9 protein-coding genes are annotated in these 12,723 nt (G+C 36.9%); 8 read left to right on the top strand and 1 reads right to left on the bottom strand.

The genetic code is table 11. The features are described 5' to 3' along the window. The 5 genes from BMX11_RS03955 to BMX11_RS03935 form a co-directional block, all read left to right on the top strand. Window positions 1-300, top strand: a 300-nt coding sequence (locus BMX11_RS03955; RefSeq protein WP_139180107.1) for a transposase, incomplete at its 5' end; no start/stop codon positions are given. Between the two features lie 422 nt (window positions 301-722). Then, the gene (locus BMX11_RS03950) at window positions 723-3,029 is read left to right on the top strand and encodes a family 20 glycosylhydrolase (RefSeq protein ID WP_090881650.1); all 2,307 of its coding nucleotides are present in this window, start codon (window positions 723-725) and stop codon (window positions 3,027-3,029) included. 8 nt (window positions 3,030-3,037) lie between these two features. Further along, window positions 3,038-4,567 carry a SulP family inorganic anion transporter gene (locus tag BMX11_RS03945; RefSeq protein ID WP_090881648.1) on the top strand — a complete coding sequence of 510 codons (1,530 nt, stop codon included), beginning with the start codon at window positions 3,038-3,040 and terminating at the stop codon, window positions 4,565-4,567. Window positions 4,568-4,999: 432 nt separating this feature from the next. Continuing rightward, the gene (locus BMX11_RS03940) at window positions 5,000-6,253 is read left to right on the top strand and encodes a DUF2264 domain-containing protein (protein WP_090881646.1); all 1,254 of its coding nucleotides are present in this window, start codon (window positions 5,000-5,002) and stop codon (window positions 6,251-6,253) included. Window positions 6,254-7,065: 812 nt separating this feature from the next. Continuing rightward, a complete protein-coding gene (locus BMX11_RS03935) occupies window positions 7,066-7,512 on the top strand; it encodes a protein-disulfide reductase DsbD N-terminal domain-containing protein (RefSeq protein ID WP_090881644.1) in 447 nt (148 codons plus the stop codon). Window positions 7,513-7,609: 97 nt separating this feature from the next. Here the strand turns inward: BMX11_RS03935 and BMX11_RS03930 are convergent, their stop codons facing one another. Beyond that, window positions 7,610-7,927 carry an RNA recognition motif domain-containing protein gene (locus tag BMX11_RS03930; protein WP_090881642.1) on the bottom strand — a complete coding sequence of 106 codons (318 nt, stop codon included), beginning with the start codon at window positions 7,925-7,927 and terminating at the stop codon, window positions 7,610-7,612. A gap of 291 nt (window positions 7,928-8,218) precedes the next feature. Between BMX11_RS03930 and BMX11_RS03925 the strand changes: the two genes are divergently transcribed. The 3 genes from BMX11_RS03925 (at window position 8,219) to BMX11_RS03915 (ending at window position 12,689) form a co-directional block, all read left to right on the top strand. Then, on the top strand, window positions 8,219-8,611 hold the full coding sequence (locus tag BMX11_RS03925; protein WP_090881640.1) for a nuclear transport factor 2 family protein: 393 nt from the start codon (window positions 8,219-8,221) through the stop codon (window positions 8,609-8,611). Between the two features lie 176 nt (window positions 8,612-8,787). Continuing rightward, window positions 8,788-11,307 carry a beta-L-arabinofuranosidase domain-containing protein gene (locus BMX11_RS03920; protein WP_090881638.1) on the top strand — a complete coding sequence of 840 codons (2,520 nt, stop codon included), beginning with the start codon at window positions 8,788-8,790 and terminating at the stop codon, window positions 11,305-11,307. A 200-nt stretch (window positions 11,308-11,507) separates the two neighbouring features. Beyond that, window positions 11,508-12,689, top strand: coding sequence for a glycoside hydrolase family 88 protein (locus tag BMX11_RS03915; RefSeq protein WP_217643799.1), 1,182 nt, complete (start codon window positions 11,508-11,510; stop codon window positions 12,687-12,689). Window positions 12,690-12,723 lie beyond the last annotated feature (34 nt).

Raw genomic sequence — 12,723 nt, 5'->3', positions numbered from 1 at the left:
ACCCTGTTATACAAAAGCAGATGGGATATTGAAGTCTTCTTCAAATTCCTCAAACAGGAATTAAATTTCAGCCATCTAATAAACAGAAGTGAAAATGGCATCATGGTAGTACTTTACACTACCATGATTGCCGCAACACTCCTATTAACCTATAAAGAAATTAATGGGCTGAAAGGATATAAAATCATGAAACAACACTTCTTGAATGAGCTGGAAAAATTATTGATGAAAGATATTGTGGCCTTATGTGGTGGTGATCCTAATAAAGTAGATTTATTACTTAAAATTCCCCCAAAGTGATCTTCCGAACACTTATGGTGACCCACGGACCAGTTAAATGAACCAGTTAAATGAACCAGTTAAACGGACCAGTTAAATAAACCAGTTAAACGGACCAGTTAAATGAACCAGTTAAACCCACCAACTAAACGCACCAGTGAAATAAATCGTGGCTCATTATACCTGCTGCTCAATACTCCGCCAATGCTATTAACTTATCGAGAAAACTAAAATGGATTGTCAATCCTGAGTATGTCGAAGGGTAATCCATTTTAGTTTTCAACTTAACAAGAACGTCTTCAACAGGCTCAGGACAGCGTTTAGCTTAAGTTAATTGCATTGGATACTCCGCTTCAACCCCCATACTTTATCCACACAATTTTGCCGCTTTAATTATTCTTTATACCTTCGGTTTCTCGCTCCAATATATTTAAAATCGATTTATGTACTCCATTATTAGGCTGGCGCTTGCCCTTTTCTTTTCTGCATTTATAGGTATTCATTCAGCTTCTGCACAACAAACTGCTAACCACGGGTATGGGCTAATTCCTTATCCTAAAAATTTAACTCCTGTAAATGGCACATTTACCATTGGAGCCAATGTGAAAATTGAGTATCCGTTAGCGGAGAAAACCTTGTTGAATGAAGCTAAATATTTACAGGAAGTAATCAAGCAAGATTTAGGAATTACATTAGGATTGACTACAACACCTGGCAAGAGGAATATTATTATAAAAATCAACAGCAATATTAACGAAGAAGAAGGTTATGCATTAAGCATTAACAATACTCAGATCGTGATAGAAGGAAAAAACAATACAGGGGTTTATAGGGGTGTTGAAACTTTAAGGCAACTTATTCTTCAAAATGCGCATCAAAAAGGACAAGTGAATCTTCCTGGTATTAAAATTTCCGATGCACCAGCTTTCGGCTGGCGAGGAATGCATTTGGATGTATCAAGGCACTTTTTCTCGATCAAATATTTAAAGAAATTTATTGATGTAATGTCGCTTTATAAAATGAATAAGTTTCATTTACATCTCACTGATGATCAGGGATGGCGCATAGAAATTAAGAAATATCCATTGCTCACCGAAAAAGGAGCCTGGCGGACTTTCAACGCGCAAGACTCTGCTTGTATGAAAAAAGCCATAGACAATCCGGATATGGAGATCGATCCGGCACATATCATTCAACGTGATGGCAAAACACTTTATGGTGGTTATTATACACAAGAACAACTTAAAGATTTAATTCGCTATGCGCAGGTGCGGCACATAGAAATCATTCCTGAAATTGATATGCCCGGTCATATGATGGCTGCAATTAATGCTTATCCATTTTTAAGTACCAAAGAAGGAATATCCTGGGGGAAGGATTTTAGTACCCCAATTTGCCCATGTAAGGAAAGTACTTTTGAATTTGCAGAAAATGTATTCTCAGAAGTATCCGTATTGTTTCCATCTAAATATATACACTTGGGTGCCGATGAAGTAGAAAGAAGTACTTGGGCTGAATCTGCTATATGCAAAGAAATGATGAAGGCAAATAATTTCAGTACAACCGCCGAGTTGCAAAGCTATTTTGTAAAAAGAATGGAAAAGTTTTTTCACAGCAAAGGGAAAGAATTAATAGGCTGGGATGAGATTTTAGAAGGAGGGGTAAGCAAAACTGCATTGGTAATGTATTGGAGAGGATGGGTGCCTGATGCACCTATCAAAGCTGCAAAGAATGGCAATAAAGTGATTATGACGCCGGGAAATCCTTTATACTTTGATGTTGTTCCTGATCGTAATTCTATCTTTAATGTATATCATTTCGAACCTGTACCTAAAAATCTTAATGCTGAAGAGGGTAAATATATTCTCGGAGCACAGGCAAATATCTGGACAGAATACATTCCTTCAGAAAAAAGAGCCGATTATATGTTTATGCCAAGGATGACAGCTTTAGCTGAAGTACTTTGGACACACAAAAATGATTATCAGGGCTTTTTAAAGAGACTGGAGGCGCAATATCCTATTTTAGATAAATTTAATGTAAATTATCGAATTCCTGATTTAACAGGATTTACAGAAGAAAATGTTTTTAACAAACCTGTTGCTTTAAAAATTAATACACCACTTCCTGCTTTGGTCATCAGGTATACAAACGATGGGCAGCTGCCAACTACAAATTCACCTGTTTTATCAAATCCTTTTATGGTCAGTTCAGCAAGTAAAATTAAAATTGCAGCCTTTGGGCCAACCGGCAATCGCGGGGATATTTATACTTTAAATTATAAACAACAAGATTATTTTAAACCACAGGCAGCAGGCAATTTAAGTGCAGGTTTACAACTCTATTTTTTCGGTAATAAAATAAAAAGCGTAGCAGACCTGCCTCTAAAATCCGACACAGCTGTTGTAGTATCAAATTTTGCTATTGCAGAGGGTTTGGCTAAAGAAGGTGCATCCTTCAGTGTAAGGTTGTCGGGCTATATCGACGTTCCGGAAACCGGAATCTACAGCTTTTATTTGACAGCAGATGATGGCGCTAACTTATACATCGATGGAGAAAAGGTAATAGACAACGATGGTTGGCACTACCCGATACAAAAGAGTGGTCAGGTTGCACTTGAAAAAGGACTTCATCGCATTAGCTTACCATTTGTTGAAGCAGGCGGCGGATATACCTTAAAGTTAGAATATAGCCTGAATGGTAGCGAATTGAAAAAAATTCCTGATACCTGGTTGAAAAGAATTAATTAAGCGTACACATGAAAGCCATCTTTCGTCTTTTCGATTTGGAACAGAAAATTAACTATCGGACTGAAATATTAGCAGGATTAACGGTAGCAATGACGATGATGCCAGAATCGCTGTCATTTGCCATACTTGCGGGTTTCCCGCCCTTAGCAGGATTGTATGCCGCTTTCATCATGGGCTTAATTACTGCGGTCTTTGGTGGTCGACCTGGCCTTATTTCCGGTGGAGCAGGAGCAACAGTAATTGTACTTATTGCACTTATGAAAAGCAATGGTATAGAATATGTGCTTGCTGCGGTAGCGTTGGCAGGTGTTTTTCAGATTTTGGTGGGCTTATTCAAACTGGGAAAGTTTATCAGGCTAGTCCCGCAATCAGTAATGTATGGGTTTGTAAATGGCTTAGCCGTTGTGATCTTCATGGCCCAAATAGAACAATTTAAGGTTACTAGTGGTACCCAAACCTCCTGGTTGGTGGGCACACCATTGTTAATTATGTTAGGGCTTGTATTACTTACTATTGGAATCGTATTTGTATTTCCTAAAATAAGCAAAGCTGTTCCGCCATCACTTGTTGCTATAATCGTTGTTTTTGTATTGGTACTCGTATTTAAAATTGATACCAAAACAGTTAAAGATATCGCCTCAGTAAAGGGAGGATTTCCCTCTTTTCACATTCCCGTAATTCCTTTTAACCTGAGTACATTACAAATCATTTTTCCTTATGCTTTAATTATGGCCGGTGTAGGACTTACGGAAGGCTTGTTAACCCTTAATCTGGTTGATGAATTGACCTCAACTAAAGGCAATGGGAACAGAGAATGCTTGGCGCAGGGTGCTGCAAATATCACCAGCGGCTTTTTTATGGGGATGGGTGGATGCCCAATGATTGCACAAACCTTAGTAAACCTTTCTGCAGGTGCAAGAGCCAGGCTATCGGGAATTATAGCCTCCATAACCATATTAATCATCATTCTTTTTGGAGCGCCAGTGATAGAGCGCGTGCCTATGGCCGCTCTTACAGGAGTAATGATTATGGTAGCTATCGGCACATTCGAATGTTCAAGTTTTAGAATTATCAATAAAATGCCTAAACAAGATATTTTTGTCGGCGTTTTAGTAGCTGCAATTACAATCTATCTTCATAATCTTGCTCTTGCTGTATTAATAGGGGTTATTATCTCTGCGTTGGTTTTCGCCTGGGAAAGTGCTAAGCGAATTAGAGTAAAAAAATATTTAGATGCCAACGGTGCGAAAACTTACGAAATCTACGGACCCTTATTTTTTGGATCTGTGGCTACATTTGTAGAAAAGTTTGATATTGAAAACGATCCGGAAAAGGTAGTGATCGATTTTAAAGACAGCCGGGTGGCAGATATGAGTGGCATTGAAGCCTTAAATAAGCTCACAGAACGATATCAACATGCAGGGAAAAAACTGCATTTAAAACACCTTAGCCCGGATTGTAAGAAGTTGCTTAACAATGCTGCAAGTGTAATTGAAGTAAACATAATCGATGATCCTAATTATAGGGTAGTCTCCTAAATAATTACACAATCAATCAACTAAAGCTAAAAACAACTTACCAACCCACCATTCAAGCAACTAAACAGTTAGCCAATTAAACAATTAAGCAATTAAGCAATTAAGCAATTCAACAGTTAGCCAATTAAACAATTAAACAATTAAGCAATTCAACAGTTAGTCAGTTAAAACAATTAAGCAATTAAGCAATTCAACAGTTAGCCAGTTAAACAATTAAGCAATTAAGCAATTCAACAGTTAGTCAGTCAAACAATTAAGCAATTAAACAATTAAGCAATTAAACAATTAAGCAATTAAACAATTAATCAATTAAACCTCTAACCCCCTCACCATCTTCGCATTCTTACCCCTAAATTTTACCGATTTTACCCCCTCGTATCTTACATACCCCATACTTTTGAATTATAATTTCTGACCAATTTTATTCAAAAGATGATTGTACATACACACCAACAAAATTTAATCAAACTTAGTATCCTCACTATTTTATTGCTTTCCCTATCCTTTAACAGAAGCCACGCTCAGCAAAATTCAAATGGTGTAAAGGATAGACAAATTTGGGTTAAAGCACTTTATAAAATAGCTTATCCCGTAATCCATAATCTGTCCAAGGGAACGCTTAAACAAAACTTACCATTAGAAAAAGGAAATAATTATAACCTGAAACTCCAGGATGTGACCTATCTGGAAGCTGTAGGCCGAACTATTGCTGGTGTTGCACCTTGGCTGGGATTGCCGGATGACAATACAGAAGAAGGTAATTTGAGAAAAGGAATGCGCTTAGAGTTGTTGCAGGGCTTAAAAAATGCTGTAGACCCTCAAAATCCGGATTACCTGAATTTTAGATCTCAGGCGCAAGCCATTGTAGATGCCGCATATCTAGCTCAAACATTCATTAGAGCCCCAAAAGCATTATGGGAACCTTTAGATCAAGTAACTAAAAAACGTTATATAGAAGAATTTAAATCTTTAAGAACCCGCACAGGTGCATACAATAACTGGTTGCTGTTTGCAGGTTTAACTGAAGGCTTTTTAATGAGTATTGGTGAACAATACGACCCTGCCAGAATTCAATTTGCTGTAAATAAGGTTACAGAATGGTATGTGGGAGACAGCTGGTACAAAGATGGAGAGAAGTTTAGCATGGATTATTATAATTCATATGTGATGCATCCGATGATGGTCGATTTAACTAAGATTTTGTCCGAGCAAAAAAAGGGAAGCACAGATAACTACAATCAGGCTTTAAAAAGGATGGTTCGTTATGCTGAATACCTGGAGAGAATTATTGGAACAGATGGAAGTTATCCGGCCTATGGCAGATCCGTAACATATCGTACAGCAGCTTTTCAGGCTTTGGCACAAGTAGCCTTAATGGATCAATTACCTGCTGGAGTAACTCCTGCCCAAGTTCGTTGTGCACTCACTCAGGTATTTCTTAAAATGTATGATGGAAATCAAAATTTTGATGATAAAGGATGGCTGGTGTTAGGATTCAATGGTCATCAGCCCGAGCTTGCAGATGTATACACCTCAACAGGAAGCCTTTATATGGCCACACTAGCTTTTCTCCCTTTAGGACTTCCTGCTGAAAATAAATTTTGGAGTGACCCTTCTGCTCCCTGGACAGCCGTAAAAGCATGGTCAGGTCAGTCATTCAAGAAAGATTACAAAGTAGAATACTAATGGCATAGTTTAAAAATACTACACTAGAAGTGAGTTTGTTGATTAGAAGGCTTGGCGTAGCGGTAATGCCGTTACGCACAATCCTAAAACTATCTTAGATCAAATGAATATTTAATTTTGATTCAGTAAAGATTTTTAAGGAAATGACGTAAATGAGCAGATAAATACCTTGTTTAGAAGTATTCCAAAGATGAATGATGAGCATGATAACAGGCTTATTTTTATATTTCTACTATTGGTATTCAATTTATTTGCTTTAAAGTCAGTAGGTTAAGATAGGCTTTTTGCTAATTAAATTTACAAAGTCGTACGTAAACTAAATACCTATCTTAAAGTATTGTTTTTTGGAATACAAATGTCCAAATTTGATATGTTATGAATTAAATCAACGGGACGATTTAGATTAACACACTAGGAGAGAAGCATAAAAACTTCTCTCTTTTTTTATGGTTTAGAATTTCTACAACATAGAAGACCAGTTTTATCATTTCAAATGTATCAATGAGATTGCTTACAGGCAGCTTCTTTAAGACCCGCAAATAGTTTCAAATCGGAAGATTTTTGCTTTTAAAAACATATTCAAGATTAAATCATGTAAAACGAACGATATTTTGGTTTTCTCCGTAAAATTTACGGATAATATTGAAATGCTTGATCTAATTGCAGGTAATATTCATTTTTGTTAAAACCAAATAACATCTCAAGCAGATTATTTAAAGGAACAAATAAACGAGTGCTTTATTAATGCTTGACCCATTTTTTGGGTTGTACGCTATCAGTAGCTTAAATGATAACCAAAACTACGAACCACAATGAAAAATACACTTTTAGTCATTGCTGCTCTATTGATTAATCTCACGGTTTATGCGCAAATTGAAAAGCCCGTAACCTGGAGCTATGCCGCAAAGAAAACCAGTGCAACAGAAGCGGTTATTTATCTTAAAGCTAATATTGAAAATGGCTGGCATTTATACTCCCAAACAGTAAAGGATGGAGGCCCGGTAAAAACGTCTTTCACCTGGCCGGCATCAACAACCTATACGCTAGTTGGCAAAACCATTGAACCTAAACCCATAACCAAGTTCGAATCTACCTTTAAAATGGATGTAAGCTATTTTGAGAATACAGTACTATTTCAGCAAAGGATAAAATTTAAAGCTGGAAAGCCTGTGGTTAAAGGAAAAGTTGAGTTTATGGTTTGTAATGATAAACAATGCTTGCCGCCCGAAGAGGTAGAGTTTAGCATTCCCGTAAAATAGGATAAAGTTATTCTATAGGTAGTAGATGGCCTATTTGAATTTTAATGTTAGTTAATGATAATAATGGGGTATGTTGGATAACATATCCCTTATTTTTTTAACGTTGTAGTCTCGGGCGCTTACTCTTGATGGCAGGGTTTCCCTTTGGCTGGAATTTCTTTGGAGCTACCGGCTGTTCTTCGCAGATTTTTACTGTCACAACATTGCCCTTAAATGTTTCCCCATTTAAATTGGAAATGATGTTATTGGCATCTGCTAGTTTGTTAACTTCCAAAAAAGCGTATCCCTTGCATTTTCCAGTAGAACGGTCTCTAACCACCTTGATAGTTTCAATCTGCCCATGCAAACTCACAAAAATAGCCAAGTCCATCTCTTGAATATTTTCCGAAAGTCCCCCAATAAAAAGCTTAGTCATAGCGCAAATCTGATTTAAATGTTAAAGAGACATAAAAATAGTAGTATTATTTGATATTTATCTCTTAAAAGTTACAATTTGTTGCAAATTAATATAATTAATTCCTCAAAACAAAAGAAAATTCAGGTTCATAATGGAATTCATAAGGGTTCCCTAAACCAAACAAAATTAATGACCAGGATATTAATAAACTGTGTAATCATTTTAATGAAAATGTAAAGCCTGTACAATTACTAAGTTATTGTTATTCTTAATTGGGGAGTGTATATTTTTATGAGCTAATCGGAAATTATGCTCAACATTTTAACTAAGCAAGAAACCATTCTGCTCATCGCAGAACTAGAAGATATTTTATTAACAAGTATATCCAAGTGCAATATCAAGTGCTTAGAACTTTTACTTGCTGATGCAATCATTTTTTTTGATGAATTTAGCCACGTACTCGAAAAGGAAGTGATTATAGATACTTATCGCTCTAAATTGATTAGCATATATGAGATCATACTACACAAACGGGATATTCATGTTTTCGATTCCGCAGTCGTCGTTTCCACAAAACTAAAAATCAAAGGCATCTATGCTAAAATCATGCTTAATGGCACCTATCAATATGTTAGAACCTGGGCAAAAGTAAACGGCGAATGGAAGGTGATCTCTAGCAGTTGCTCAATATCAAATGGTTAAATCAACTTTTGTAAAGTCTTTCCCTTGTAACTGTAAAAAACCATAATCGGTATAACTCATTTATCCTACAGCATTAAAACTTCATGTTTATCTTCATTAATATTTAACTAAATCGTTTTATTATTTATTTTAAAAGTATTAGTTTTAGAAAAATTATCTAACCATTCCGATTAAATATGAGAAATAACTTAAAGTCTGTATTGGCAGTGCTTCTTTGTATGGCTTTCACTAATCAAGTTAAGGCACAAAACAATCAATTGGTTCATTTTAACAAAGCTCCATTAAAACAGGATGTATTCATTCAGTTACCTCTTGGAAGCATTAAGGCAAGGGGCTGGCTATTGAAACAATTAGAACAGCAGCGTGATGGTGCAACAGGTATGGCTGAACAACTTTATGCCGAAGATGATAATCTGGGGAGTAATAATGATTGGTTGGGGGGAAAAGGAAGTAGCTGGGAGCGGGCTCCCTATTATGTTAAAGGGCTCATAGCCTTAGCCTATACACTTGATGATCAGAAACTGAAGGAGAAAGCTCAAAAATATATAGAATGGACATTAAACAGTCAGCAGCCTAATGGTTTGTTTGGCCCTCCAAAGATGAAGGATTGGTGGCCTAGAATGCCCATGATGTATGCTTTACAAAGTTATTATGAGGTTACGAACGATAAGCGGGTGCTACCTTTTTTAACCAAATATTTCAAGTATGAATTGGCAAATCTGGATGCAGACCCGCTTAAGGAATGGGGAAAGTCAAGAGCGGCAGATAACATGGAAATTGCCATTTGGCTTTACAATAAAACTGGCGACGATGGCTTGTTGACACTTGTTAATAAGCTCAAAGCACAGGCTTATCCTTGGATAGATATCTATAATAATAATCAGTTCTACTACTTCGGAGATGATTTTCAGCCTAAGCACATGGTAAATGTGGCACAAGCTTTAAAGTTTCCTGCGATATACGCCCAACTGGATCAATCGCCAGTTTACCTTAAGGCAATGATGAATGGGGTAAATCATATCATGCGCGATCATGGACAACCTGAAGGTTTGGGCTCCGGAACAGAGTTTTTGGCAGGAACGGCATCTATTGAGGGGGTAGAAACTTGTACCGTGGTAGAATGGATGCAAAGTCTGGAAACAGCGGTAAGAATTATACAGGATGTTAAAATTGCCGATAATTTAGAAAAGGTAGCTTTTAATGCATTACCAGCACAATTTAGCCGTGATTTTAAAAATCACTCTTATTACACCTTGCCTAATCAGGTACAAAGTATCCACGGCGAGCATGGTTTTAATCAGGATTACAGCTCTGGTGTTGTTTCAAGCCCTTATTCTGGTTATGGCTGTTGCAGGTATAACATGCATATGGGCTGGCCTTATTATGTTAAAAATAGTATTTCTGCAACTCCAGATCATGGCTTAGCCATTCTAACCTATGGCCCCATGGAGGTAGAAACTAAACTTAATAATAAAAGGATTAAAATTTTAGAAGAAACAGATTATCCTTTTGAAGACCTTATAAGACTGAAAATTACAACTGATGAAAATATAAAGTTCCCATTAGTATTGAGAATTCCAGCATGGAGTATATCCCCTACGGTAAAAGTTAACGGAGCATTAGTGAAAGGTGCCAGAGCTGGAACTTTATTAACGTTGAATAGAGAGTGGACAAATGGAGATAGGGTTGAATTACAGTTTCCAATGGAAATTTCTGGTCAAAAGCAGGTTAATAACTCAATAAGTATAGAACGAGGCCCTCTGGTGTATGCTTTGGAAATAAAGCCGGAAAATAAAATAACCAAAACACATCCTGTGAACGGATTTAATGACTTTGAAATCAGACCTGCTTCTCCATGGAATTATGGCTTGGTACTCAATAGAAATAATATTAAAGATGCCGCTAAATTGGTAAAAAGCGAAATGCCAGGAAACCCATTTGATGCTGCTAAATCCCCCGTAAAGTTAGTTTTTAAGGCTAAAAAGATTCCGTCATGGACATTGGCATACAATAAAGTATCGGCCTTCGATGTGCCTTTCAGTCCGGTGAATTCTGAAGAGACACTCGAAGAAGTTACATTGATACCTTACGGCGCTGAAAGTATTCGTTTGAGCTGCTTTCCCGTTATTGGTGAATCACAAAAAACGTCAAGTAAGCTTACTGAAGAATTCAATACACAAATGCCAAATGATTGGGTTTTCTACGGCGGTGGCTGGTTTTGGAAAGATGGAGCAGTTCACGCAGCTTCCAATGCAGGTTCTGGAGGTTTCGGAATTAATGGATCTAAAATCGTAGCAAATGCTACAAAATTTGGAGATCTGGATTTTCAGGCTTCCATAAAGGTTAATACAGATGGAGATGCCGGGTTAATGTTCAGAGTGTCAAATCCCGCAATCGGACCAGATGCTTATCAGGGTTATTATGTAGGGATCAATCCAACTACTGGTACAATAGAATTAGGTAAGGCTACAGGTCTCAAATGGATAAGCATCCAGGCCCAAAAATATACTTTCCAAAAAAACAGAGTTTATCAACTTCGGGTAGTAGCTAAGGGCGATCAATTTAGTGTGTATGTAGATGGAATGGAAAAACCGATTATCATCGCAAAGGATAAAGATTATTCCGCCGGCAGTATTGGTTTGCGAACTTATAAGGCCCAGGCAACTTTTGATTCGGTAAAGGTGAAAAAGGTATAAACTACCTTTAGGAAGGGTAGAAAGCTCGTAACATAATGTTGATGTAGATTTTTACCCCCAAAAGTTTACATAATTACCCCCTCAAGGATAGTGTGAAATTATATGTTTGTTATTTAAGTAAGGGTCAGTTTATGTCCCTTGCAAAGGATTTATGATCTGATTTATTGTATCAAATTTCTATAAAAACAATCTTATAATATATGACACGAAAATTAATCGTAGGAGCACTTTTGTTAGCCAGTCAGACAGGTTTGGCTCAAACACAAGACATGCGTAAACTGATTGATAGTGAATTTCAATTCGCAGCCAAACAGTATAAAGTTCTTGATAAAAGTATACCTGCTGGCCTAACGCCACAAAGCTTTAATGCTAAAACCAATAAACTTATTGCCTTTGATATCAAATGGTGGTGTAGCGGATTTTACAGCGGCTCGTTATGGTATATCTTTGAACAAACAAAAGATGCTGAGATTAAGAAAGATGCCGAAAAGGCGCTAAAGATCCTGGAACCAAACCAAACCTATACCGGTAATCATGATCTTGGTTTCATGATGTATTGTAGCTTCGGTAATGCCTTCAGACTAACCGGAAAACCGGAATATAAAGCCATTATTCAACGTTCTGCCGAATCGCTATCCACTCGCTACAGACCGGAAATAGCTTCTATTCAATCATGGAATAAAAACAAATATTTCAATTGCCCTGTAATTATTGATAATATGATGAATTTAGAAATGTTGAATTGGGCATCCGATAATGGCGGTGATAAGAAATTTAAAGAAATAGCTGTTAAACATGCTAATACAACCATTGTAAACCACTTTAGACCAGATTTTAGCTCTTATCATGTGGTCGATTATGATTTATCAACAGGAAAGGTACTTCGTAAAGCCACTTGGCAAGGAGCAGCAAATACTTCTGCCTGGGCTAGAGGGCAGGGCTGGGCATTATATGGTTATACCATGATGTATAGATTTACCAAAGACAGTAAATACCTGGATCAGGCTAATGGTATAGCAAACTTTATTCTTAATCACCCCAATTTGCCTGCAGATAAAATACCTTATTGGGATTTTGATGCACCTTTCATGCCATTTTCAAAACGTGATGCATCTGCAGGAGCGTTAATAGCATCAGCACTCTTAGAACTTAGTCAATATGTAGCTGAAAAGGAAAAAAATAACTATAAATCAGCTGCTGAAATCATGATTAACTCATTATCTGGCGAAGCTTATAAAGCTAAGCTCGGTGAAAACGGTGGATTTATACTGAAGCACAGTACAGGTGCATTGCCATTGGATAGTGAGATTGATGTTCCTCTAGTGTATGCAGATTACTATTATCTGGAAGCTTTAGCCAGATATAAAAAATGGTATTTGTAAAGCAAAATTATGCTGTTAAAGTTTGTTAAAAACA

It is taken from the genome of Pedobacter rhizosphaerae, assembly GCF_900111155.1.
Taxonomy (GTDB): domain Bacteria; phylum Bacteroidota; class Bacteroidia; order Sphingobacteriales; family Sphingobacteriaceae; genus Pedobacter; species Pedobacter rhizosphaerae.
Note: the sequence above shows the minus strand (reverse complement) of the source record. Positions and strands in the feature narration are given on the sequence as shown.

Excerpts from the sequence above, each read along its gene's own strand:
- BMX11_RS03950 (WP_090881650.1), top strand. The coding sequence starts at position 723 with ATGTACTCCATTATTAGGCTGGCGCTTGCCCTTTTCTTTTCTGCATTT.
- BMX11_RS03945 (WP_090881648.1), top strand. The coding sequence starts at position 3,038 with ATGAAAGCCATCTTTCGTCTTTTCGATTTGGAACAGAAAATTAACTAT.
- BMX11_RS03940 (WP_090881646.1), top strand. The coding sequence starts at position 5,000 with ATGATTGTACATACACACCAACAAAATTTAATCAAACTTAGTATCCTC.
- BMX11_RS03935 (WP_090881644.1), top strand. The coding sequence starts at position 7,066 with ATGAAAAATACACTTTTAGTCATTGCTGCTCTATTGATTAATCTCACG.
- BMX11_RS03930 (WP_090881642.1), bottom strand. The coding sequence starts at position 7,927 with ATGACTAAGCTTTTTATTGGGGGACTTTCGGAAAATATTCAAGAGATG.
- BMX11_RS03925 (WP_090881640.1), top strand. The coding sequence starts at position 8,219 with ATGCTCAACATTTTAACTAAGCAAGAAACCATTCTGCTCATCGCAGAA.
- BMX11_RS03920 (WP_090881638.1), top strand. The coding sequence starts at position 8,788 with ATGAGAAATAACTTAAAGTCTGTATTGGCAGTGCTTCTTTGTATGGCT.
- BMX11_RS03915 (WP_217643799.1), top strand. The coding sequence starts at position 11,508 with ATGACACGAAAATTAATCGTAGGAGCACTTTTGTTAGCCAGTCAGACA.